Below are 22107 nucleotides of genomic sequence, written 5' to 3' on the forward strand. Positions count from 1 at the left end.
CCAGATTAACCCGGCGAAACCATATTTTCCGGACGGACAAACTGGTCGAACTCCTCATTGGTCAAGTAACCGCCACCCACAGCTTCTTCGCGCAGGGTGGTGCCGTTCTTGTGGGCCGTCTTGGCGATCTTGGCGCAGGCGTCATAGCCCAGGCGGCCATTGAGCGCCGTCACCAGCATGAGCGAGTTTTCCAGACCGCGCTTGATGTTGTCGAGGCGCGGCTCGATGCCCACCACGCAGTTGTCGGTGAAGGAAACCGCCGCATCGGCCATCAGTCGCACGCTTTGCAGGAAGTTGTAGGCCATGACCGGGTTGAAGACGTTCAGTTCGAAGTGGCCTTGCGAACCGGCGAAGGTCAGCGCAGCATTGTTGCCGAAGATCTGCACGCAGACCTGCGTCATCGCCTCGCACTGGGTCGGGTTGACCTTGCCCGGCATGATCGACGAGCCCGGCTCGTTTTCCGGCAGGGCCAGTTCGCCCAGACCCGAACGCGGGCCGGAGCCTAGGAAGCGGATATCGTTGGCGATCTTGAACAGCGAGGCGGCCACCGTATTGATGGCGCCGTGGCTGAAGACCATGGCGTCATGCGCGGCCAGGGCTTCGAACTTGTTCGGCGCCGTGGTGAAGCCCATGCCCGTGATAGCGGCGATCTTTTCAGCCACGCCCTCGGCGAAACCGATCGGGGCGTTGAGGCCGGTGCCGACGGCGGTGCCGCCCTGCGCCAGTTGCATCAGCTTCGGCAGGGTCTGCTGGATGCGGTCGATGCCGTTGGTCAGTTGCTGGGTGTAGCCGCCAAACTCCTGACCGAGCGTCAGGGGGGTGGCGTCCTGCGTGTGGGTGCGGCCGATCTTGATGATGTCCTTCCACGCTTCGGCCTTGTCGTTCAAAGCATTACGAAGCGTTTGCAGGGCCGGCAGCAGGCGGTGAACGATTTCCTCGGCGCAGGCGACGTGCATGGCGGTCGGATAGGTGTCGTTCGAGGATTGCGACATGTTGACGTGGTCATTGGGGTGGACGGGCTTTTTCGAGCCCATCTCGCCGCCCAGAATCTCGATGGCGCGGTTCGAGATCACCTCGTTGGCGTTCATGTTCGATTGCGTGCCGGAACCGGTCTGCCAGACGACCAGCGGGAAGTGCTCGTCGAGCTTGCCTTCCATGACCTCGTTGGCGGCGGTGATGATGGCCTTGCCGATGGCGGGATCGAGCTTGCCGAGCGCCATATTGGTTTCGGCGGCGGCGCGCTTGACGATGCCGAGCGCACGTACGATCGGCAGGGGCTGCTTTTCCCAGCCGATCTTGAAATTACCGAGCGAGCGCTGGGCCTGCGCGCCCCAGTACTTTGAGTTATCGACCTCGATGGGGCCAAAGGTATCGGTTTCGCTGCGGAAAGTCGGTTTGGTCATTTTCGGTGTCTCCGTTGGAGGTGTCGGATCGGCAGGGCCGGCTAAAGGCGCTTGGGGCTGGACGGTGAAATCCGTCGCCGTGATGCGACGTTTCTTCTTCGATCCGGACAGCCAGTCTAACAGGCCCATAACGCCCTCCTTACTGTAAAAACTTGCGCCTATCCGTTATGTCCACAGGACTTAAAGCGCAATGAATTTATGCGGGAAGAGCCGAGATTTTCTTTCTTATACCTCCCCACCTTTCGTGGGGAGGGGGACCGCACGCGCCGCGAAGCGGTGAGATGTGGTGGTGGGGTATCTGTCTTACTTAAGTAAGAAACCCCACCACCACGCCTTTCAGGCGCGGTCCACCTCCCCGGCATAGCCAGGGAGGTATAAGAGATGTGCTGGTGAAACAAAGATGACTTTAGCTTATATCTCGTTACAATCTGGTGTGCCGTCCGGCTGGAGACCTTACCTATGGCATTCATTTTTTCTGACAATATGGATCCGAATGAATTGGGCCTGATCATAAAGGCGCGGTTGGAACTCTTGTCTATATCCGAAGGCGGACGTTCCGGCCCTATCTTCACTGAATACAAATACAGGCCAAATCATAACTTCGGCGATGCGGACAATCGCAGTTTTTACATCGGACAGATCGAAGATCCCGCTAAACGCAATCTCATGCCGGGGGAAAGCTACGACATCGATGTCCGGTTCTTTGGTGCAAAAGGCCTCAAGGATCTGCTTACACTCGGGCGCCGATGGCGCATTCAGGAAGGCGGGAGGCTTGTCGCGTTCGCCGAAGTCCTGACGCTACCCGAAACCTACGACTAAACCGCCTCCGCCAGAAAACCACCGGTCTGCCGCGCCCAAAGCCGCGCATAGAGACCGCCAGCCGCAATCAGCGCCTCATGTGTGCCGGTCTCGATAATGCGACCGCCATCAACCACCACCAGACGGTCCATGCGGGCGATGGTCGAAAGCCGGTGTGCGATGGCGATAACCGTCTTGCCGGTCATCAGTTCGAGCAGGCTTTCCTGAATCGCCGCCTCAACCTCGGAATCGAGCGCCGAGGTCGCCTCATCGAGCACCAGGATCGGCGCGTTCTTCAGCAACACCCGCGCAATGGCGATGCGCTGGCGCTGGCCACCGGAGAGCTTGACCCCGCGCTCGCCGACATGGGCGTCATAACCGGCGCGTCCCTGACTATCGGTCAGAGCAGGAATAAAGCCCGCCGCATGGGCACGCTCGGCGGCGCGGTCGATCTCGGCCTGCGTGGCGCCCGGTGAGCCATAGGCGATGTTGTCGCGGATCGAGCGATGCAGCAGCGAGGTATCCTGCGTCACCATGGCGATATGGGCGCGTAAACTTTCCTGACTGACGCCGGCAATATCCTGACCATCGATCAGGATACGTCCGCCGGTAAGGTCGTAAAGCCGCAGGAACAGGTTGACGAGGGTCGACTTGCCGGCGCCGGATGGCCCGACCAGTCCGATCTTTTCGCCGGCTGCGATGGTCAGGTCGAAATCGGAAATTGCCGCCGCGCCACCGCCATAGCCGAAACCGACATGCTCGAAACGGACCTCGCCGCGGCGGATATCAAGCGGCGGCGCTTCGGCTGCATCCACCACCGTATGCGGGCGCGAAATGGTCTCGATACCGTTCTGCACCGAGCCGATATTCTCGAATAGGCTGGTCACCTGAAACATCACCCAGTTCGACATGCTGATCAGGCGCTGGGTCAGGGCACCGACCAGCGCAATGGCGCCGACCGTGATCTGCCCCTGGCTCCACAGCCAGATCGCCAGTCCCGCCATAACCAGCAGCAGGATGGAATTGAGGAAGCTGGTGGCGGTATCGAGCCCGGTGATCAGGCGCTCCTGCACCTGCCATTTGCGGCTGTTGTTGAGCAGGCCTTCGCGGACATAGTCGTCCTCGTGGCGCGTGCCGGCGAAGAGCTTGACCGTCTGGATATTGGTGTAGGTGTCAACGATTCGCCCCACCAGCGCCGAACGCGCCTCCGCGCCCTCGCTGGCAGCCTGGCCCAGCTTCGGCACAAAGAACGTACAGACCAGGCCATACGCAATGCTCCAGACCACGAGCGGGATCACCAGCCGGTAATCAGCCTCGAAGAACAGCACGATGGCGCTGCCGAAATAGATGACGACATAGAGCATGGTGTCGCACAGGGTCGTCAGGGTGTTGCGCACGGCCGAGGCGGTTTCGACCACCTTGGAGGCGACACGACCGGCATAGTCGTTGGTGAAGAAGCCGATCGACTGACGCACGACATGGCGGTGCGATTGCCAGCGGATCAGGTTGGGGAAGTTGCTGGTGATGGCCTGACGCAGAAACAAAGAATGGACCAGACCGATCAGCGGCCAGGCGATGCCGAGGATCAGCCCCATGCGGATGAAATCGGCGCCATGCGTCCGCCACAGATCGGCAGGCTGCGTGTGCGTCAGGTAATCTACGATATCCGCCATGTAGCGGAACACCGCCACCTCGGTGATGGTGAAGAGAAAGCCGGCGATCAGGATGGCCACGAACGAAGGCCACGCCTGTTTCAGATACTGCCAGAAAAAAGGCAGCAGCTTATCCGGCGGCGGACCGTCTTCGTGAGGATCGAACGGATCGATCATCCGTTCAAAGCGGCTATAGAGGGCGTTCATCAAGGACATGGGCTGCATATGCCCCTTCAACCGGCAAAAAGAAACCCCGCCGGACTGATCCGACGGGGCAACTTCAAACTTACGGGTCCAGGGTCCGCGACCCTGGTGTCCCTGCGAACCTTACTTGGCGCCGAAGAGACGGGCCCAGAAACCGGGCTTCTTCTTGGCGGCTTTCGCGGTGCTGGCCATGAAGTCGCTGGCCTTTTCGGTCACACCGGCAGCTACGTCGTCGGCCTTCCTGGCGAGATCGTCGATGGCCGGCTTGGCAGCCTTCACGGCGTCGTCAATCTTATCCACGGCAGCGTCCACGGCGGCCTCGGCCTTGGCGGCGGCTTCCTTGATCACCGGCTCGGCGGCGGCCTTGATATCGGCCACCTTTTCGGCGACGTCAGCCTTGGCCTCATAGGCGGCTGCCTTCACGGTTTCGACCGCCTTGGCGACCTTGGCCTTGGCTTCGGTGACGGCCTTGCTGGCGGCGGGCTTCTTGGCGGCAGGCTTCTTGGCGGCGGGGGCCGGCGCGGCGGCAACGGCCTTGGTGGCCTTCGTCGTGGCGGCAGCGGCGGCCTTTTTCACGGTCTTGACGGCGTCTTCAGCCTTTTTCTCGACCTTCTTGGCCTGAGCAACGACCGGCTTCTTCACATCGGCGACCAGCGACTTGGTGGCGGCGGCGGCCTTCTTCGGCGCGGCCTTCACGGCAGCCGCTGTCTTGGTGGCTGCGGTCTTCGTCGCGGCAGCGGCCTTGGCAGGGGCGGCTTTCACAGCCGTAGCCACCTTCTTGACGGCCGGCTTTGCAGCAGAGACAGCCTTTTCAGCGGCGGCCCCAGAAGCCTGGACCGGTGCCTTGCGCGCCAGAGTTTTCTTCACTCCGGCGTCTGCCGCGATCTCTTTATTTTCGCCCGTTGTTGATTTTGTGGTAGCTCTCGCCATCGTCTGTCCTTAAATGCCCCGATCAAGTAGCGACATCCCCGGATGTCCGCCTTGAAAATGAAGTTACCCGAATCGGTCGATCAAATCAAATCAAGCCGAATCATTTCTTATCGCAGAGTAATATGACCTATAACCCGCAGCAAATCATAGCCCGTGGCCCGCGCTTAATCTCAGAATCGGCTGCCGATGCCATCGATGGCGATCTTCTGCTCGAAGGCGCGACCTATTCTATTCTCGAAGAAGACGAAGACCGCGACGTCTGGCGCATCGATGCCTTCCCGACCACCGAGGAAGAAAGCACGCGTCTTCAAGAGGTTCTGGCCAATTTCCCGCAACTCGTCGTCACCGCCGAGCAACTGGCTGACGCCGACTGGCTGGCCATGGCGCTGTCGGGCCTACCGCCGGTGCGCGCTGGTCGCTTTTTCGTCTACGGCATCCATGACGGCGGCAAAAAACCTCATAACACGGTCAATCTGCGCATCGAAGCCGGCGCCGCCTTCGGCACCGGCCACCACGGCACCACGGTCGGCTGCCTGCAGGCCTACAGCGATTTGCTGAAAAAGCGCGGCTTCAAGCGCGTGCTCGATGTCGGCGCCGGCACCGGCGTGCTGGCCATCGCCGCCGCCAAAACCGGCACGAAAACCGCCGTCGGCACCGATATCGACGCCAACAGCGTGCGCATTTCCAACGAGAACGCGGCCCTCAACAAGTGTAACGCCCGCTTCGTTTACGCCAATGGCCTCGATCACCGCCTTGTCCGTCAGGACGCGCCCTATGATCTGGTCTTCGCCAATATTCTGGCGCGCCCCCTCGTCAGCCTGTCCATGCCGATCCGTGGCGCGCTCAAGCCGGGCGGCCTCGTCATCCTGTCGGGCCTCCTGCGCACGCAGGAGCGTTTCGTCAAGGCCGCCTATCTCAGCAAGGGCTTCCGCTTTATCCGCCATATCCACCGCGACGCCTGGTGCACCCTGGTGATGCAGAAGGTCTGACGGCGGCTATGCTGCACCCGCACAAAAACCACTTTCCAAATGGCGGGAAATCCGCCATAAGGCGCGTGTTGTCATTGGGGAGTAGCCGCCTTCGCCTTCGCGAAGGGATCACGTCAACATAATTGGAGCGCCGCTCCATGGTGTGATCACCGAAGTTCCAAACTTCGTCAGGCGAGACCTTTGGCCATGTTGCGAATTGCCTTTGCCGGGCAAGCCGTACCATTGCCATTGGTTTTTTTGTCCTGCTTGCCCGGCTCACCGTGACTTTATGCTCCTGACCCTCGCCCTCTTCCTTGGCTCGGCCATCGCCATCTATCTGGCGTGCGAATTTTTCGTCAACAGTATCGAATGGTTCGGCAAACGCATGAACCTCGGCGCCACCGCCGTAGGTTCCGTGCTGGCCGCCTTCGGCACCGCCCTCCCGGAAAGCGCCGTCACCTTCACCGCCGTCGTCTTCGGTAAAACCGCCGCGCAGAAGGATATCGGCGTTGGCGCCGCCATGGGCGGACCGCTGGTGCTGGCCACCCTCGCCTATGGCGTGGTCGGGCTGGCGCTATGGCTCAACCGTCGCAAACGCAGCCAGGCCGCGGCCGCCCGCATCTCGCACGAGGTGACGATCGACGCCCGGCGCCTTGGCCGCGACCAGTTGAGCTTTCTCGCCATCTTCGTCGTCAAGGTGACGCTGGGCCTCGTGGCCTTCACCTTCAAGCCCTGGCTGGGCGTCCTGTTCCTTGCCGCCTACGCCCTCTATGTCTGGCGCGAAATCACCACCGCAGAAACCAGCGAGGAAGAGGAAGACCTGGAGCCGCTGAAAATCCGCCCCGGTAATCCGAGCCTGATGTGGGCCAGCCTGCAGGCCACACTGGCGCTCGGCGTCATTGCCTTTGCCTCGCATATCTTCGTCGCTCAGGTGGAGGCTATCGGTGAGGCCATGGGCATGGCGCCCCATCTGGCCGCCCTTCTGCTCAGCCCGGTCGCCACCGAACTGCCGGAAATCATGAACGCCATCATCTGGGTGCGTCAGGGCAAGGAACGGCTGGCCCTGGCCAATATATCCGGCGCCATGATGATCCAGGCCACCATCCCCAGCGCGCTCGGCATCTTCTTCACGCCATGGCGCTTCGATGGGCCTCTGCTGGTATCGGGGCTCGTCACCGGCCTGACCATCGTTGTGCTGTGGCTGATGTTCCGCAAGGGCAAGGTCGACAGCCGTGCCCTGGCCGCCATCGCTTTGCTCTATGGCCTGTTCGCCGGCTATCTGCTGTTCGGCAAGACGCTGGGCCTGCCTTAGAGCCAGCCTATGTTGCCCCTCCTCCCCGGTCATGGGGGAGGGGAACGAAAGGCCTTACTACAGTAAGGTCGCCGAGACGGCGGGCTGCGGCGTCGCCACCTCGACATTGAGCAAGCTGTCCTCGAAATCGACGAGGATATCGGCAAATTCCGCCGGCGTCACGCGGGCATGCGCCATCCTGGCGCCCATGCGGTAGGTCCAGAACGAACCGATATGGCTGAGGATTCCGATGCACTCGCCCAGATCGAAGAACATCGACGGGCCATTGAGCAGGAACTTGCGGAAGGGCACGGGGTCGGAACCTTGTGTCAGGGCCTGATAGGCGTCGTCATAGATGCGCAGGGTTTTGCGCGTGGCAACAATCGCTGTCATGATCTTCTTGGCGAGACGTGGCCGCGCCTCCTCCAGATACTCGCGCGTGCCGGCGTCGGCCGGACCGATGGTGCGATAGCTTTTCAGCCCCTCGACCACCTGACGGATTTCGTCCTGAAGCTGGACCTGCCGCCATTTGAAATAGAGGAAGCCGCGCCACGAGAACATGCCTTCGTTGAAGTCCTCGTCGCTCATGCGGAAGGTCTGCTTGAGCGGTTCGAGATCGCTGTCGAGATTGTTGGCGAGGATTTTGGAGGTCAGGCGCATGGCCGCGGCCTCCATGCCGGCGCCAAAGGCCGTCATGACCAGGCGCTCGATTTCTTCGTTGGCGAAACCGACCATTTCCTTCAGGTCGTGCGGCGAGATTTTCAGGTAGCACGGATCGGGACGGAAGCCGAAACGCGAAAGATGTTCGCGCACCAGAAAAGGATCGAGCGAGGGGATATTATCGATGTGCTGCAACAGTTGCAGATCGGTGTTGGTGGCCATGTCGGGGCTGTTGAAGAAGGACTTCACGAACGACATGTAGCCGCTTTGGTTGACGAAGATCGACCGGCCGCCCAGGCGCAGGTCGGCGGGATCAAACGGCAGGATGAGCTTGGTGGCGGTGCGGCGCGGGCTGGCGAACAGTCCCCGCTCGCCGGCGCGCAGGGTATGCTTGATCACCAGCGCCTTGTTGAGCTGCGAATGCTTGAAGAAGGGCTGGGCGCGATAGCCATCGGTGCGGCCGCTGACGGTAAAAATCTGCGACAGGTTCAGCACACGGCTGGTCGAGGCCGTTTCGCCAAGATTGACCAGATTGCGGACTTCACGCGCACTCTGGTTGTTGGTTTTGCTGTGGGATGCAGCACGCGCGTTCATAAAAATAGACTTTCTGTCCGAATAACCCGATAGCTGTGGCTTCTGCCTGAGACGCTGGGGTATGATGCTATTTACCCTAGTTGCAAAGCGTTAAAGGCGTATAAATTTCCTATAAAGACCCTTCGTAAAATGGATAGCGCGTCACAAAAAACCACTTCGGGCTGCAAGCAGGAACCGGGTATATTCACACCGGAGATCGACCGTGGCCGCTGCGAAGGCAAGGCCGATTGCGTCGTTATCTGCCCGTATGACGTGTTTGAACTGGATATCCTGCCGCCGGAAAGCCGTAAAGACCTTGGCACACTGGCGAAGATCAAGGGCTTTGTGCACGGCTGGAAACAGGCCTTCGCGGTCAATGCCGAGGCCTGTCGCGCCTGCGGCCTGTGCGTCTCGGCCTGTCCGGAAAAAGCGATCACGCTGGTGCGGCGATAATCACGCTTGACGCGAGCCTGCCCTTTGGTCAGTGGTAGCGCTAAAATAAAACGGGAGACGCACCATGAAACGCTACATTACGGCTGTCCTGATCGCATCCTTCAGCCTGCTCGCACCCGCCGCTCAGGCCTCTGTCGACGTCATCGGCAAGGCGATCAATCATCCGGCCGCGGATCAATGGGGCGTGTATGGCACCGGCGAAAAGCACGAACTGGTCAAGGACAACGGCGTCAATGGCGGCGCAGCCTTCCAGGTCACCTCGGCCGGCGCAGCGCTCAATCCGTGGGATATCCAGGCAGGCGTCACCACCTCGAAAGCGGTCAAGAAGGGCGATGTCATCCTGCTGGCCTTCTGGGCGCGCGCCGTCACACCGCAAACCGTCAACGTCCCCGCCGTCCTGCAGCAGACCAGCGCGCCCTACACCCGGATCGGCATGGAAAACCTGACGATCACAGCGGACTGGAAACTCTATTACGTCAGCGGTCCTGCCGATCAGGATTACGCGGCCGGCACACTCGGCGCCAGCGTGCAACTGGCGACCGGTGCCCAGACCGTGGCGCTCGGCCCCGTCTTCCTGCTGAACTATGGCCCGGGCTACAATCCGAAGTACCTGCCCCATAATATTCCCTGATGCGGCAAAGCTTAGCTTCGCATCTCAAAGTGATTTTTCGCTTGGGGCAAGGCACTTTTCGGCTATAACAGCCGCGCCAGTACGATTTCGATCGCAATAACCAGCGGCGCCAAAAAAAGGTGCCCATGTGCAATGTAAACACTCGGGAGATACACCTATGACAGCCTCACGCCCCCTGCTCGGAAAACTGGCGACCACCACGGCGCTTGCCGGTGCGCTTATCGCGCTTACAGCGCTTGTTCCTGTTGCCGCGAACGCCCAACTCACGAACAACGCCCCCGGCGCCGCCGCGGCCAAGACCGACGTGCCGACCGACCAGCCCTGGATGAACACCAAGCTCAGCGCCGAAGCCCGCGCCGACCTGATCCTCAAGGAAATGACGCTGGCCGAAAAGCTGCAACTGACCTTCGGTTACTTCTCGACCGACAACAAGTGGCAGATCACCCCCCTCAAGAATTACGTCTATCCGAAGGACGGCCGGCCCTTCTCGGCCGGTTTCGTGCCCGGCATCCCGCGCCTCGGTATCCCGAACCAGTGGCAGAGCGATGCCGGCGTTGGCGTCGCCACCCAGACCGTGCCTAAGGAAAGCGTAACGGCTGAGTTTCCGCGTGGCCGCACCGCCCTGCCCTCCGGCATCGCCACCGCCGCCACCTGGAGCCCTGAAACGGCCTTCGCCGGCGGCGCCATGATCGGCAACGAGTCCTTTCTGTCGGGCTTTAACGTCCAACTCGCCGGCGGCATGAACCTGCTGCGCGAAGCCCGCAACGGCCGCAATTTCGAATATGGCGGCGAAGACCCGCTGCTGTCCGGCGTCATCACCGGCAACGAAATCAAGGGCATCCAGTCGCAGAACGTCATCTCGACCATGAAGCACTTCGCCTTCAACGGTCAGGAAACCAACCGCTTCACTATGGATCACCAGATTGAGGACAAGGCGGCACGGGAATCCGACCTGCTCGCCTTCCAGATCGCCAATGAAATCGGCCAGCCCGGTTCGGTGATGTGTGCCTATAACCGCGTCAATGGCTTCTATGCCTGCGAAAACGACTGGCTGCTCAATCAGGTTCTGAAGACCGACTGGGGCTTCAAGGGCTATGTCATGTCGGACTGGGGCGCCACCCACTCGACCATCCCCGCCGCCAATCACGGTCTTGACCAGCAATCGGGCTGGGCCTTCGACCGCTCCAACTATTTCGAAGGGGCGCTGCGCGAAGCCGTCAACGGCGGCTACGTCTCCGAAGCGCGCGCCAACGATATGGCGAAGCGCATCCTGTGGGCCATGTTCGAGGTCGGCCTGTTCGACAACCCGGTCAAGGGCGACCAGTCGGGCACGATCGACTTCGTCAAGAACGGCAAGATCAGCCAGACCGACGCCGAGGAAGCGATCGTCCTGCTGAAAAACACGCCGGGCCTGTTGCCGCTCAGCAAGACGGCCAAATCGATTCTGATCGTCGGCGCCCATGCCGATGTCGGCGTCCTGTCGGGCGGCGGTTCCTCGCAGGTCTATCCGGTCGGCGGTTCGCCGGTGGCCGATGAATTTGGCAAGGGTTTCCCCGGTCCGAAGGTCTGGTATCCGTCGTCGCCGATGAAGGGCCTTCAGGCCCACACCGCCGCCACCGTCAGCTATCTCGACGGCAAGGACGTGAAAGCCGCCGCCGCCGCCGCGAAGAAGGCCGATGTCGTCATCGTCTTTGGTGAGCAATGGACGGGCGAATCGATCGACGCCCCCGATCTTAACCTGCCCAACAATCAGGACGCCCTGATCGCGGCCGTCGCCAAGGCCAACAAAAAGACCGTCGTGGTGTTGCAAACCGGCGGCCCGGTGGTCATGCCCTGGCTGGCCAAGGTCGGCGCCGTGGTCGAGGCCTGGTATCCCGGCACGTCCGGCGGCGAGGCCATCGCCCGCGTCCTGACCGGCGAGGTCAATCCGTCCGGCCACCTGCCGGCCACCTTCCCGGCCTCGCTCGACCAGACCCCGCGCCCGGTTCTGGAAGGCGATCCCAAGCTCGATCAGGATTCGCATCCGATGGGCAATTACAACATCGAAGGCGCCGCCATCGGGTACAAGTGGTTCGACAAGAAGGGCTATAAGCCGCTCTTCGCCTTCGGCCACGGCCTTTCCTATACCACCTTCGCCCTGTCGGGTCTAACCGCAGCCCCCGAAGGCAAAGGCCTGAAAGCCAGCTTCTCGGTGAAGAACACCGGCACGACCGCTGGCAAGGAAGTGGCGCAGGTCTATGTGTCCGGCAACGGCTGGGAGGCGCCCAAGCGTCTTGGCGCCTTCAAGAAGGTCGAGGTCGCGCCTGGCCAAAGCCAGTCGGTTTCGGTCACGGTCGATCCGCGCCTGCTGGCGACCTACGACTCCGCCAGCAAGACCTGGACGGTTGCCGCCGGCGACTACAAGGTGATGCTGGCGACCTCCGCCACCGAGATTGTCCAGACCGTTACCGTGCGCCTCGACGCGCAAACGCTGAACGTCAAAGGCGAATAGTGCTCAGGTTTGAGGTCACGACAGACAAGGCGCGGATCGATTTCGACGCGGTCTATCGTTTCCTCAACGGAGAGTCCAATTGGGCCGAGGGCATTCCGCGCGACCTGTTCGACAGGGCGATGCGGAATGCCCTTTGCTTTGCCGGCCATCTCGAAGGCGAGCAGATCGCCTTTGCCCGCGTCATCACCGATTACGCCACCTTCGCCAATCTGGTCGATGTCTTCGTGGTGCCGGAGTATCGCGGTAACGGCTACGCCACGCGTCTGCTGGAAGCGGTGTTCGCGCATTCGGACCTGCAGGGCCTGCGCCGTTTCACGCTGGCGACGCGTGACAAACATGCGCTCTATGTTAAGTTCGGTTTCCACGCCCCGCTGATGCCGGAAACCCTGATGGAACGCTACTTTCCGGATATGTACAAGGCGACCTGATGCGCTACCTGATCGTGATTTTGGCCCTCTTTTTCGCGCCGGCCGCTCTGGCGGAAGACTACCAGAGTTCGCCGCCGCGCCAGCCAGCAGCGGAAAAAGACTGGGGTCCGTGGCTTGGGCCTTATCGCGCGGGCATCGTCGCCAAGATGGGGGAGGATTTCGGCGAGCAATATATCTATGCGGCACAAAACGCAGCCCTGCCGCCGCCGGCACCTTCTGAAAAGCGCGTGGTTTTCATCGGCGATTCGATCACCGACCGCTGGAATCTGGCGAGGTTCTTTCCCGGCAGGCCCTACGTCAATCGCGGCATCGGCGGACAGGTCAGCCCGCAGATGCTGGTGCGTTTCCACGCCGATGTGGTGGCGCTCAAACCGAAGGCCGTGGTGATCCTGGCCGGCATCAACGATATCCACGGCGCCTTGCAGGTCGAGACCGAGGCGCAGATCGCCGCCAATTACCGCGCCATGGCCGAGATCGCCGAGGCCAACGGCATCAAGCCGATCTTCACCCTGCTGATTCCGGTCAATAACTATACGCCCAACGCCGCCACCATGCTGGAGGAGCGCAGACCGGAACGCGTCGCCTGGCTCAATGCGTGGCTGTCGGGCTTCTGCGCCGATCATGGCTATAGCCTGATCGATTACGGTCCGTTGCTGCGCGACGACAAGGGGCTGCTGAAGGCGGAATACACCTCCGACGGCATCCATCCGAACGACGCGGCCTACGCCGTCATGGCGCCACTGGCCGAGGCCGCGATTGAGAGAGCGCTGAAGCAATGAACCTTATACCTCCCCGCTTGCCGGGGAGGGGGACCATTCAGCCCTTGCTGAATGGTGGTGGGGTATCTTGCTGGCTTCTTTCCAGAGCCAGAAGCCAAACTCCATCGGCCACAGCATCCGGATTTTGAAGAACTTCCGCGGCTGAAACACGATAGGTTTCAATGCCTTCGTTACGAAACCTAATATCGCGAATTTCATCGCGCATTCTATGCGCATCGTAGCCATGATGACCGCCATCAACTTCGACAGCCAGGCGCGCCTTGCGGCAATAAAAGTCAAGGATGTAAGGTCCGATCGCTTGTTGGCGTTTGAAAACCAAACCCGATGAGCGATCCTTGAGTCGCTCCCACAGCAAGAACTCAGGTGGCGTCAACTTGCGGCGCATTTGACGCGCCAGAGCGATCTTGCGTTCCGTCATAAGTCAGAAACCCCACCACCACGCCTTCGGCGCGGTCCCATGGCTTGCGAAAGCTATACTTTCGCTGACGCCAAACCCCGGCAAGCGGGGAGGTATTAGAAACTAAGCCCCCATAAGCCTTTCAAGGCGGGCGGCGGCATCGGCAATGGCAAAGGCCGCCTTGCGTTCCATTTCATGCGCGCCGGCGTTCATGCGGGCATTGACCGAGTTGGCCTCATCCAGTTGCGCGCGCAGATCCTGCATTTCGTCGATCATCAGTAGCGCCGCCATCAGGAACAAACGCACCTCGCCAATGGCGCCGACATCCGACACCACCATCTCGACATGCTCGTCGAACTTGCGCGCCAGTTCCTGCACGCGGCCTTCCTGACCGTCGGCGCAGCCGACCGTATAGGGCTTCTGGTTGACCCTGACCGTAACCTCACCCATTACGCCGCCTCGCTGTTCAGCATCTGGCGGATATTGGCCGCCGCCGCGCCCAGCGCCGCGTGGGCCTCGGTGGCCGCCGCCGCCAGTTCGGCATTGGAGATACGCGCCTCTTCCAGTTCGGCCAGCACGCGGTCGTATTCATCTTTGACGCCGGTCGCTTCGCCGCCATTGAACGCCGGCAGGGGCTCGCCTGATTGCAGGGCGCGCACGCGGGCTTCTAGCGCTTCGAGGGCGCGATCAAGCCGATCCACCGCCAGGCTCAGGCTGCCACCGGGATGATTGGGCGTATGTTCCATGACCGATCTCCTTACGTTTCTGGTCCGCTTTGCCCCGCCAGCCAGATACCTGGCCTATAAATGGGGCAAGAATTGCACCGTGTACGCATTAATTCCTACACTTAACCGGCAACATCGGTTAAAGGCACGACAAATCCCCATGCCACGTTAATACTTTAATAGAGACTCACCCATGTCCACAAGCGTTCTTGACAAAATCCCCGGCGCCAAGCCGTCCGGCGTCCTGATGGCCGATGCGATCCGCGTGCTTTCGATGGAAGCCGTCCACCGCGCCAAGTCGGGCCACCAGGGCATGCCAATGGGTATGGCCGATGTCGCCACCGTCTTGTGGACCAAGTTCCTCAAGTACGATCCGTCGCGCCCCGACTGGGCCGACCGCGACCGTTTCGTGCTCTCCGCCGGCCACGGCTCGATGCTGATCTATTCGCTGCTCCACCTGACCGGCTACAAGTCGGTGTCGATGGAAGACATCAAGAACTTCCGCCAGTGGGGCTCCACCACCGCAGGTCACCCGGAATACGGCCACACCGCCGGTGTCGAATGCACCACCGGCCCGCTCGGTCAGGGCCTGGCCACCGCGGTCGGCATGGCCATGGCCGAACGCCACCTCAACGCCCGCTTCGGTGATGATCTCGTCAACCACAAGACCTGGGTCATCGCCGGTGACGGCTGCCTGATGGAAGGCGTGTCGCATGAAGCCATCTCGCTGGCCGGCCGCCTCAAGCTCAACAACCTGATCGTGCTGTTCGACGACAACAATGTCACCATCGACGGTTACGCCACCGTGGCCGAAACCGGCGACCAGCTCGCCCGCTTCAAGGCCGCCGGCTGGGCGGTCAAGGCCGTCGACGGCCATGACCACAAGAAGATCGCCGCCGCCATGCGCTGGGCGCTGGAGCGCAAGAAGCCGGTCATGATCGCCTGCAAGACCGCCGTGTCGCGTCGCGCCGGTGACAAGGAAGGCGACAAGCACGGCCACGGCTACAATCTGATGGATGATGAAATCGCCGCTGCCCGCCATCATATGGACTGGCTGCACGAGCCCTTCACCCTGCCGGACAACGTAAAGAAGGCCTGGCTGTCCGCCGGCCGCAAGGGCACCAAGGTGCGCAAGGACTGGGAAGCCAAGGCGAAAGCCAATCCGAAGTTCACCGAGTTGACCGCCGCCATGTCTGGCGAACTCCCGGCCGACGCCTTCAAGGCGCTCGATGCCCACATTGCTGACGCCATCGCCACCCAGCCTGCCGACGCCACCCGCTCCTGCTCCGGCAAGGCGCTGGCGGCCCTGACCCCGACCCTGGAGTCCATGATCGGCGGCTCGGCCGACCTCACCGGCTCGGTCAATACACTGGTCAAGGGCATGACGGCCTTTGATATCGACAACTATGCCGGCCGCTACGTCCATTACGGCGTGCGCGAATTCGGCATGGCCGCGGCGATGAACGGCATGGCCCTGCATGGCGGCGTCCTGCCCTATGCCGGCACCTTCTTCGTCTTCTCCGATTACTGCCGTCCGGCCATCCGCCTGGGCGCGCTGATGGGCGCCAAGGTCGTCCACGTCATGACGCACGATTCGATCGGCGTCGGCGAAGACGGCCCGACGCACCAGCCGGTCGAGCATCTTGCGTCCTACCGCTCCATGCCCGGCCTGCACGTCTTCCGTCCGGCCGATATGGTCGAGGCCGCCGAATGCTGGAAGGCCGCCATCGCGGCCAAGGGCCCGTCGATGCTGGTCCTGTCGCGCCAGAAGGTGCCCGCCGTGCGCAACAGCGCCGGCGACCTGTCGGCCAAGGGCGCTTACGAGCTGAGCGCCGCCTCGGCTGAGGCTAAGGTGACGATCTTCTCGTCCGGCACCGAGGTCTCCATCGCCATCGCCGCGCAAAAACAACTGGAAGCCGACGGCATCCCGACCCGCGTCGTCTCGACGCCGTCGTGGGATCTGTTTGAGGCCCAACCGGACGCCTACAAGGCCTCGGTCATCGGCACCGCGCCGGTGCGTGTGGCGGTCGAAGCCGCCGCCAAGTTCGGCTGGGAACGCTTCATCGGTGAGAACGGCGTGTTCGTCGGCATGTCGAGCTTCGGCGCTTCGGCCCCTGCCGATCGCCTCTACAAGGAGTTCGGCATCACCGCCGAGGCCGTCGTCGCCAAGGCCAAGGCCGCGCTTTAAGGCAAGACATGACAAAAAAATTAAATCCCCGTCCGATTTCGGGCGGGGATTTTTTCATGCCTGAAATATTAGCTTGAAGCATAATTCCGAAACGTGACGACTAGTCGCGTTTCGTCAAGGGCGACCGGATAACCGGCATAGCGCCCGCCGCGCATGCCTTAGAAGCGTGCTAACGCTTCGCTTCTTGAGCACAGTGCGCGCATCTTCGCTCTTTCGAAAGAAAGAGCTGTGACGGCGGCGGCCGTCACAGCTCCAATCTGTCATGTCCGCTCCGGGGAGATACGAATATGACAGAAGCCCTCAGCGCCCTTGCCGGGGCGCCGTATCCTTGCGGTGATGACGCCAGCCCTTGTGGCCCTTCGCCATTTCCACCGCATCAAGGACGCCGTCCTTGTTGACGTCAGCCTTGTCGAAACGCGCCCTCGCGGCGGCTTCGGCTTCAGCCCAGGACAGCTTGCCGTCCTTATCGGTATCGAGGCGGGCGAGACGATCGGCCTGCTTTACAGTGCGACGCGCCTGCCAGCCGGCCTTGATCTCGTCCTTCGTCAACTTGCCATCCTTGTTCGGGTCGATCTCGTCGAAGGCCTTGGCAAGGCGTCCTTTGGCTTCGGTCTTGTCGATCGCGCCATCGTGGTTTGTGTCCATGGCGTCGAAGTGCTGGCCATGGCCCTGCGGAGTTGCAGGGGCAGAGGTCTGGGCAACAGCGCCGCTAGCAAGGGCAGCACCGAGCACCAGCAGAGAAACAAACGTCAGTTTGCGTGACATGGATTGCGTTCCTTAAGGTATGAAAGAACAGTCCCCATTCGTGCCGTTATCCAATCTAACGACGGCTGCGAAACTTTCCGTCGCCGCTTTTTGCATAAAAAAAGACCGGAGCTTGCGCCCCGGCCAGGTTATGCCATCCACGGCATCTCTTTTCAGCGTAAACACCTGATCTGAATTACTTTTCCGGCGTAGGTGGCGGCGGGCCATCCTCGCCGCCCAAGCCACGCGGCGGCGGCGCCTTCAACTCGGCCTCGCTCAACGCGCTGTCATGATCGGTATCGATCTTATCGAACAGCGCCTTTGCGCGCGCCGAGAATTCAGCAAAGCTGACCTTGCCGTCGCCATTGCTATCGAGCGTCTTCAGATCGGGCGGCCCCATGCGGTGTGGTCCGCCAGGCCCGCCAGGACCACCGGGACCACCGGGACCATCGTGTCCACGCGGCCCTCCGGGCCCCTCACCGCGCCCTTCAGGCGGAGGCGGCGGACCGTCACGGCCTTCCGGGCCTTTGGGCTTAAAGGCCTCGAACTCAGCCTGGCTGATCGTGCCATCCTTATTGGTGTCGATATCGCTGAACACCGGACGCTTGGGCCCGTCAAGTTCAGTTCCGGCTGTGCCTTTGGTTTTGGCGTTGGGCGCCTCAGCCGAAGCCGGCAATGCGCAGAGGGCGGCGGCCAGACCGAGGCCCATCCAGGAGGCAGTTTTCATCATGCTGTTGTCCTCATTTTGAGCAGGCAGACCCGGTCGAACATGACAGGGCTTGCTGGTCGTCAGGATGCGCGCGCCATGTTGCCCGGCGATGTCACGCTGGCGCATAATGGGGCGAAACTAAGATTTAATATTACTGTGTTGACATTCGAAAGCCGCAAGCGTGCGTCATTCAGGACACACACCGAACAGCCCCTCCCCTCCCCCCAGAGTGTTCCATGTCCTCAGCCCCCCTGCCCCAAACCAACGAACCGCAACTCGCCGCGCCCCTCCGCATCCTCGTGGTCGATGACGACCAGGACCTGCGCGAACTGATCAGCAATTTCCTCGGTCAGAACGGCTTTGAGATTCTGACCGCCGCCAATGGCCGCGATATGGAAAAAGCGATGACGCGCGGCGATATCGCGCTCGTCGTGCTCGATTACATGATGCCGGGTGAAGACGGCCTCAGCATCTGCAAGCGCATCAACGAGCAGGGCGGACCACCGGTGATCATGCTGTCCGCGCGCGGCGAGGAAATCGACCGCATCGTCGGCTTGGAGCTCGGCGCCGACGACTACATGGCCAAGCCTTTCCATCCGCGCGAACTTCTGGCCCGCATCCGCGCCGTGCTACGCCGCCGTGAAAACAGCGCCTCGCGCGGCGAAAAGTCGCCGATTTCGCACTTCTTCAACTGGCAGCTCGACAACATCAAGCGCACCCTCGTCCGCCCGGATGGCGTTCAGGTGGCGCTCTCCAACGCCGAGTTCGAACTGCTGCGCGTCTTCCTCGATCGTCCCGGCCGCGCCCTGTCGCGTGACCAGATTCTCGATTACCTGCACGGCCCCAATGCCGACAGCTTCGATCGCGCCATCGATGTGCAGATCTCACGCCTGCGCCGCAAGCTGAGCGACGACACCAGCGAAGATATCATCCGTACGATCCGCGGCATCGGCTATATGTTCAAACCTCTCAAGTAGTCTCCGCTTGTCCGAAAAGCCCAAACCGCACCCTGGCCGTCCGCGCCTCATCTCCCTGCCGATTTTCTGGCAGGTGATGGGCTTAAGCCTCGCCGTGCTTGTTCTCGCCATCGTCATCCCAGCGCTGGTGGTGCTGAAAGCGCCTGAGCCGCTGCCGTCAGGCTATTCGCTGAACGAGGTGGTCACCGCGCTGCGCACCGGCGAGGTCAGGCTGCAGAACGGCCACCGGCTCACCGCCCAGACCGTGACGAGCGAACCGGCTTTCATCAAGGCTGAAGACACGCGGGGCCAACGTCCGTTGGGTTTCCAGACCCTCATCGCCCAGCGCCTGGCCGCCGAACTCAAGGTGCCCGCCGATACCATCATCGTCCGTTTCCCGCAGCGCAAACGGTTCAACGGGCCGATGCGTGATTATAATTCGGTTCGTATGATGGGTGATGGCAATTTCGGCGGTCCACCCGATAATGGCGGCCCGCGCCCTTACAATCAGCGCGATGGCGGCCCCTTCGGCGACCAGCCGCTGCCGGCGGACATGCCCGCAGATGTAAATGCCGGCGCCATACCCCGGGTCTCCTTTGGCGTCGAACGCACCGACACCTTCTACCCCGCCTTCAACGCCGCCTGGAAGCTGAAGGACGGCACCTGGCGCGTTATCACCCCGCCGAAGGTGCTGATCGAGCCGTGGCAGGCGCGTCTTCTGCTCGGTTTCGGCCTGACCGCCCTGCTCATCCTGCCTCTGGCCTGGTGGTTGTCACAGCGCCTCTCGCGCCCCATCATCGCCTTCTCCGAAGCCGCCGCCAAGCTCAGCGTCGAGGAGAACGCCCCGCCGGTGCTCTCGGTCGGTCCGCGCGAGGTGCGCGCCGCCGCCGATGTGCTCAATGAGATGCAGACGCGTATCCGCAAGCAGGTCGAGAGCCGCACCGCTCTGATGGCCGCCATCGCCCACGATCTGAAAACGCCGCTGGCGCGCATGCGGCTGCGTATCGAAGACCTGCCCGGCCCGATGCGTGAAAAGCTGGGCGGCGATATTGCCCACATGGACGGCCTGATCCGTTCGGCCATGAGCTTCACCAGCGCGCACAAGATGAACGAGACCCTGCGGCCGCTCGACCTGTCGTCACTGGTCGAGAGCCTGTCCGAGGACCTGTGCGCCGTCTGCACGATGGAGCCGCCCCTGATCGAAGACAATATCATGGTCAAGGGCGACGGTGTGGCGCTGAAACGCATCATCACCAATCTGGTGGAAAACGCCGCCCGCTACGCCGGCGGCTGCCGCATCGATTTGTCGTCACGCGGAGACAAGGCCGAACTGCGCATCATCGATGATGGCCCCGGCCTTCCGCTGGAAGCCTTAGAGACAGTGTTCGAGCCCTTCTACCGGCTGGAATCGTCACGCAATCGCGATACCGGCGGCACCGGCCTTGGCCTTTCGGTGGCGCGCGCCCTGACCGAGGCGCAAGGCGGCACCCTGACCGCGACCAACCGCTACGCCGGCAGGCAGGTGATCGGCCTCGAACTGCTGCTGGTCATGCCGACGCTCAGCCTGAAATAAGCCCCGCGATCTCGTTGCATTTTCGACCATCCGACAGAGGTTTTTTGCAGGCCTTGTAAGGATCGGGACTGGAATTGAGTTGATAGCGCTATCATATAGGTGGGTGCGCGAATTAAGGCTTGACTTCAAAGCCTTAAGGCGAAAAAACCACGGCGCAATGCGTCCGGGACGCTGCTCTTTCAGAAAAGGATTTCCCCATGGCTTTACGTGTCGCCATCAACGGTTTTGGCCGCATCGGTCGTCTTGTCCTGCGTTCGATCATCGAACATGGCCGTACGGATATCGAGGTCGTCGCGATCAACGATCTGGGCCCGGTGGAAACCAATGCGCACCTGCTGCGCTATGACTCGGTGCACGGCCGCTTCCCGGCAGAGGTCAAGGTCGAAGGCGACAGCCTGATCATCATCGCCAATGGCAAGACCTACGGCCCGATCAAGGTGACGGCGATCAAGAACCCGGCCGAGTTGCCGCACAAGGATCTCAAGGTCGATATCGCCCTGGAATGCACCGGCATCTTCACCAGCAAGGAAAAGGCCCTGGCGCACATCGAAGCCGGCGCCAAGAAGGTCATCATCTCGGCCCCCGGCGACAATGCCGACAAGACCATCGTCTATGGCGTCAACCACGACACCCTGTCGGCTGACGATGTCGTCATCTCCAACGCTTCGTGCACCACCAACTGCCTGGCGCCGGTCGCCAAGGTGCTGTCGGACCTGTGCGGCATCGAGCGCGGCTACATGACGACGATCCACTCCTACACCGGCGACCAGCCGACGCTGGACACCATGCACAAGGACCTGTATCGCGCCCGCGCCGCCGCCCTCAGCATGATCCCGACCTCGACCGGCGCTGCCAAGGCCGTCGGCCTGGTCCTGCCGCACCTGAAGGGCAAGCTCGACGGTTCATCGATCCGCGTGCCGACCCCGAACGTCTCGGTCGTCGATCTGGTCATCACGCCGTCGCGCGCCGTCACCAAGGAAGAGATCAACGCCGCCATCATCGCCGCCGCCGACGGCCCGATGAAGGGGGTGCTCGACTACAGCGACGCGCCGCTGGTCTCCTCGGACTATAACCACAATCCGGCGTCCTCCACCTTCGCCTTGCCGCAAACCCAGGTCATCGAGGGCCAACTGGTCCGCGTCCTGTCGTGGTACGACAACGAGTGGGGCTTCTCCTCGCGCATGGCCGACACGGCCGTGGCGTTCGGCAAGTTCCTCTGATGAAGATATCGGCGACGCCTTGGCTAATTATCCAAGGGGTCGCCCTTATTGTTACAGGATTCCTAGCCGCCATTGGCATGACCTTCGTGTGCGTAGTTCGAAACTACATTTACACAGGTACGTATAAAATTTTAGGCGTCGACCCTGGTATACCTGTTTATGCGACATTCTTCGCTTTGATGGTGGCTTGGGTGGCAATTGCCTGCGTATTTGCCTGGCGCAACCGAACGCGCCTTGGCTTGGCCTTATTAGTGATCGCATTTCTCGTTTTCGCTTTAAGCGCCCAAAACATCTATCGTTTTGCCTATCCAGTTTGCAACGCTTTTTGAGGCAC

Annotated in this window: 22 protein-coding genes and 1 riboswitch; of the genes, 13 read left to right on the forward strand and 9 right to left on the reverse strand. The window is 61.6% G+C overall.

The genetic code is table 11. From position 1 onward, the window contains the following. Positions 1-5: 5 nt before the first annotated feature. The gene (gene fumC, locus ABQ278_RS14905; RefSeq protein WP_349322177.1) at positions 6-1403 is read right to left on the reverse strand and encodes a class II fumarate hydratase; all 1398 of its coding nucleotides are present in this window, start codon (positions 1401-1403) and stop codon (positions 6-8) included. A 459-nt stretch (positions 1404-1862) separates the two neighbouring features. Between fumC and ABQ278_RS14910 the strand changes: the two genes are divergently transcribed. Then, entirely contained in the window at positions 1863-2222 is a 360-nt protein-coding gene (locus tag ABQ278_RS14910; protein ID WP_349320278.1) for a hypothetical protein, read from the forward strand. Here the strand turns inward: ABQ278_RS14910 and ABQ278_RS14915 are convergent. Both ABQ278_RS14915 and ABQ278_RS14920 read right to left on the reverse strand, forming a co-directional pair. Then, the gene (locus ABQ278_RS14915) at positions 2219-4069 is read right to left on the reverse strand and encodes an ABC transporter ATP-binding protein (RefSeq protein WP_349320279.1); all 1851 of its coding nucleotides are present in this window, start codon (positions 4067-4069) and stop codon (positions 2219-2221) included. The two genes, ABQ278_RS14910 and ABQ278_RS14915, sit on opposite strands and share 4 nt — an antisense overlap. 111 nt (positions 4070-4180) lie before the next feature. Further along, entirely contained in the window at positions 4181-4987 is an 807-nt protein-coding gene (locus ABQ278_RS14920; protein WP_349320280.1) for a hypothetical protein, read from the reverse strand. Between the two features lie 122 nt (positions 4988-5109). On the opposite strand from ABQ278_RS14920, the gene ABQ278_RS14925 reads away from it, so the two are divergent. Next, positions 5110-5976 carry a 50S ribosomal protein L11 methyltransferase gene (locus tag ABQ278_RS14925; protein WP_349320281.1) on the forward strand — a complete coding sequence of 289 codons (867 nt, stop codon included), beginning with the start codon at positions 5110-5112 and terminating at the stop codon, positions 5974-5976. A gap of 64 nt (positions 5977-6040) precedes the next feature. Beyond that, positions 6041-6161, forward strand: a riboswitch (yybP-ykoY riboswitch). Between the two features lie 83 nt (positions 6162-6244). Then, a complete protein-coding gene (locus ABQ278_RS14930; RefSeq protein ID WP_349320282.1) occupies positions 6245-7267 on the forward strand; it encodes a sodium:calcium antiporter in 1023 nt (340 codons plus the stop codon). A 57-nt stretch (positions 7268-7324) separates the two neighbouring features. Here ABQ278_RS14930 and ABQ278_RS14935 read toward each other — a convergent pair whose 3' ends face one another. Further along, positions 7325-8500 (reverse strand): hypothetical protein, encoded by a 1176-nt coding sequence (locus ABQ278_RS14935; RefSeq protein ID WP_349320283.1) that lies wholly within the window; start codon positions 8498-8500, stop codon positions 7325-7327. Between the two features lie 129 nt (positions 8501-8629). Here ABQ278_RS14935 and ABQ278_RS14940 point away from each other — a divergent pair, with 129 nt between their 5' ends. From ABQ278_RS14940 to ABQ278_RS14960, 5 genes are all read left to right on the forward strand, one after another. Beyond that, complete coding sequence (locus tag ABQ278_RS14940) at positions 8630-8932, forward strand: 4Fe-4S binding protein (RefSeq protein ID WP_349320284.1); 303 nt, start codon at positions 8630-8632, stop codon at positions 8930-8932. A 64-nt stretch (positions 8933-8996) separates the two neighbouring features. Next, positions 8997-9563, forward strand: coding sequence for a carbohydrate binding domain-containing protein (locus ABQ278_RS14945; protein ID WP_349320285.1), 567 nt, complete (start codon positions 8997-8999; stop codon positions 9561-9563). A gap of 157 nt (positions 9564-9720) precedes the next feature. Then, positions 9721-12054: a glycoside hydrolase family 3 C-terminal domain-containing protein gene (locus ABQ278_RS14950; protein WP_349320286.1), complete on the forward strand. Its 2334-nt coding sequence runs from the start codon at positions 9721-9723 to the stop codon at positions 12052-12054. Then, positions 12054-12482 (forward strand): GNAT family N-acetyltransferase, encoded by a 429-nt coding sequence (locus tag ABQ278_RS14955; protein ID WP_349320287.1) that lies wholly within the window; start codon positions 12054-12056, stop codon positions 12480-12482. The genes ABQ278_RS14950 and ABQ278_RS14955 overlap by 1 nt, the downstream gene beginning before the upstream one ends. Beyond that, positions 12482-13261, forward strand: a complete 780-nt coding sequence (locus ABQ278_RS14960) for a GDSL-type esterase/lipase family protein (RefSeq protein ID WP_349320288.1) — start codon at positions 12482-12484, stop codon at positions 13259-13261. Before ABQ278_RS14955 ends, ABQ278_RS14960 begins: the two co-directional genes overlap by 1 nt. Positions 13262-13298: 37 nt before the next feature. Here ABQ278_RS14960 and ABQ278_RS14965 read toward each other — a convergent pair whose 3' ends face one another. From ABQ278_RS14965 to ABQ278_RS14975, 3 genes are all read right to left on the reverse strand, one after another. Next, positions 13299-13679 (reverse strand): endonuclease domain-containing protein, encoded by a 381-nt coding sequence (locus tag ABQ278_RS14965; RefSeq protein ID WP_349320289.1) that lies wholly within the window; start codon positions 13677-13679, stop codon positions 13299-13301. 102 nt (positions 13680-13781) lie between these two features. Next, positions 13782-14108, reverse strand: coding sequence for a cell division protein ZapA (locus tag ABQ278_RS14970; RefSeq protein WP_349320290.1), 327 nt, complete (start codon positions 14106-14108; stop codon positions 13782-13784). Then, the gene (locus ABQ278_RS14975; RefSeq protein ID WP_349320291.1) at positions 14108-14404 is read right to left on the reverse strand and encodes a hypothetical protein; all 297 of its coding nucleotides are present in this window, start codon (positions 14402-14404) and stop codon (positions 14108-14110) included. Before ABQ278_RS14975 ends, ABQ278_RS14970 begins: the two co-directional genes overlap by 1 nt. 172 nt (positions 14405-14576) lie before the next feature. Here ABQ278_RS14975 and tkt point away from each other — a divergent pair, with 172 nt between their 5' ends. Then, positions 14577-16571 carry a transketolase gene (gene tkt, locus ABQ278_RS14980; RefSeq protein ID WP_349320292.1) on the forward strand — a complete coding sequence of 665 codons (1995 nt, stop codon included), beginning with the start codon at positions 14577-14579 and terminating at the stop codon, positions 16569-16571. A 300-nt stretch (positions 16572-16871) separates the two neighbouring features. Here the strand turns inward: tkt and ABQ278_RS14985 are convergent, their stop codons facing one another. Continuing rightward, on the reverse strand, positions 16872-17336 hold the full coding sequence (locus tag ABQ278_RS14985) for an EF-hand domain-containing protein (protein WP_349320293.1): 465 nt from the start codon (positions 17334-17336) through the stop codon (positions 16872-16874). 175 nt (positions 17337-17511) lie between these two features. Continuing rightward, the gene (locus ABQ278_RS14990; protein ID WP_349320294.1) at positions 17512-18045 is read right to left on the reverse strand and encodes an EF-hand domain-containing protein; all 534 of its coding nucleotides are present in this window, start codon (positions 18043-18045) and stop codon (positions 17512-17514) included. Positions 18046-18260: 215 nt separating this feature from the next. On the opposite strand from ABQ278_RS14990, the gene ABQ278_RS14995 reads away from it, so the two are divergent. The 4 genes from ABQ278_RS14995 to ABQ278_RS15010 all read left to right on the forward strand — a co-directional run bounded on the left by ABQ278_RS14995 (position 18261) and on the right by ABQ278_RS15010 (position 22102). Continuing rightward, a complete protein-coding gene (locus tag ABQ278_RS14995; protein WP_349320295.1) occupies positions 18261-19001 on the forward strand; it encodes a response regulator in 741 nt (246 codons plus the stop codon). Positions 19002-19008: 7 nt separating this feature from the next. After that, positions 19009-20553: a HAMP domain-containing sensor histidine kinase gene (locus ABQ278_RS15000; protein WP_349320296.1), complete on the forward strand. Its 1545-nt coding sequence runs from the start codon at positions 19009-19011 to the stop codon at positions 20551-20553. 197 nt (positions 20554-20750) lie between these two features. After that, a complete protein-coding gene (gap, locus tag ABQ278_RS15005; RefSeq protein ID WP_018081285.1) occupies positions 20751-21773 on the forward strand; it encodes a type I glyceraldehyde-3-phosphate dehydrogenase in 1023 nt (340 codons plus the stop codon). Then, positions 21773-22102 carry a hypothetical protein gene (locus tag ABQ278_RS15010; RefSeq protein ID WP_349320297.1) on the forward strand — a complete coding sequence of 110 codons (330 nt, stop codon included), beginning with the start codon at positions 21773-21775 and terminating at the stop codon, positions 22100-22102. Before gap ends, ABQ278_RS15010 begins: the two co-directional genes overlap by 1 nt. Positions 22103-22107 lie beyond the last annotated feature (5 nt).

The sequence above is a fragment of the Asticcacaulis sp. MM231 genome (assembly GCF_964186625.1).
GTDB lineage: Bacteria > Pseudomonadota > Alphaproteobacteria > Caulobacterales > Caulobacteraceae > Asticcacaulis.

Excerpts from the sequence above, each read along its gene's own strand:
- fumC (WP_349322177.1), bottom strand. The coding sequence starts at position 1,403 with ATGACCAAACCGACTTTCCGCAGCGAAACCGATACCTTTGGCCCCATC.
- ABQ278_RS14910 (WP_349320278.1), top strand. The coding sequence starts at position 1,863 with ATGGCATTCATTTTTTCTGACAATATGGATCCGAATGAATTGGGCCTG.
- ABQ278_RS14915 (WP_349320279.1), bottom strand. The coding sequence starts at position 4,069 with ATGTCCTTGATGAACGCCCTCTATAGCCGCTTTGAACGGATGATCGAT.
- ABQ278_RS14920 (WP_349320280.1), bottom strand. The coding sequence starts at position 4,987 with ATGGCGAGAGCTACCACAAAATCAACAACGGGCGAAAATAAAGAGATC.
- ABQ278_RS14925 (WP_349320281.1), top strand. The coding sequence starts at position 5,110 with ATGACCTATAACCCGCAGCAAATCATAGCCCGTGGCCCGCGCTTAATC.
- ABQ278_RS14930 (WP_349320282.1), top strand. The coding sequence starts at position 6,245 with ATGCTCCTGACCCTCGCCCTCTTCCTTGGCTCGGCCATCGCCATCTAT.
- ABQ278_RS14935 (WP_349320283.1), bottom strand. The coding sequence starts at position 8,500 with ATGAACGCGCGTGCTGCATCCCACAGCAAAACCAACAACCAGAGTGCG.
- ABQ278_RS14940 (WP_349320284.1), top strand. The coding sequence starts at position 8,630 with ATGGATAGCGCGTCACAAAAAACCACTTCGGGCTGCAAGCAGGAACCG.
- ABQ278_RS14945 (WP_349320285.1), top strand. The coding sequence starts at position 8,997 with ATGAAACGCTACATTACGGCTGTCCTGATCGCATCCTTCAGCCTGCTC.
- ABQ278_RS14950 (WP_349320286.1), top strand. The coding sequence starts at position 9,721 with ATGACAGCCTCACGCCCCCTGCTCGGAAAACTGGCGACCACCACGGCG.
- ABQ278_RS14960 (WP_349320288.1), top strand. The coding sequence starts at position 12,482 with ATGCGCTACCTGATCGTGATTTTGGCCCTCTTTTTCGCGCCGGCCGCT.
- ABQ278_RS14965 (WP_349320289.1), bottom strand. The coding sequence starts at position 13,679 with ATGACGGAACGCAAGATCGCTCTGGCGCGTCAAATGCGCCGCAAGTTG.
- ABQ278_RS14970 (WP_349320290.1), bottom strand. The coding sequence starts at position 14,108 with ATGGGTGAGGTTACGGTCAGGGTCAACCAGAAGCCCTATACGGTCGGC.
- ABQ278_RS14975 (WP_349320291.1), bottom strand. The coding sequence starts at position 14,404 with ATGGAACATACGCCCAATCATCCCGGTGGCAGCCTGAGCCTGGCGGTG.
- tkt (WP_349320292.1), top strand. The coding sequence starts at position 14,577 with ATGTCCACAAGCGTTCTTGACAAAATCCCCGGCGCCAAGCCGTCCGGC.
- ABQ278_RS14985 (WP_349320293.1), bottom strand. The coding sequence starts at position 17,336 with ATGTCACGCAAACTGACGTTTGTTTCTCTGCTGGTGCTCGGTGCTGCC.
- ABQ278_RS14990 (WP_349320294.1), bottom strand. The coding sequence starts at position 18,045 with ATGATGAAAACTGCCTCCTGGATGGGCCTCGGTCTGGCCGCCGCCCTC.
- ABQ278_RS14995 (WP_349320295.1), top strand. The coding sequence starts at position 18,261 with ATGTCCTCAGCCCCCCTGCCCCAAACCAACGAACCGCAACTCGCCGCG.
- gap (WP_018081285.1), top strand. The coding sequence starts at position 20,751 with ATGGCTTTACGTGTCGCCATCAACGGTTTTGGCCGCATCGGTCGTCTT.
- ABQ278_RS15010 (WP_349320297.1), top strand. The coding sequence starts at position 21,773 with ATGAAGATATCGGCGACGCCTTGGCTAATTATCCAAGGGGTCGCCCTT.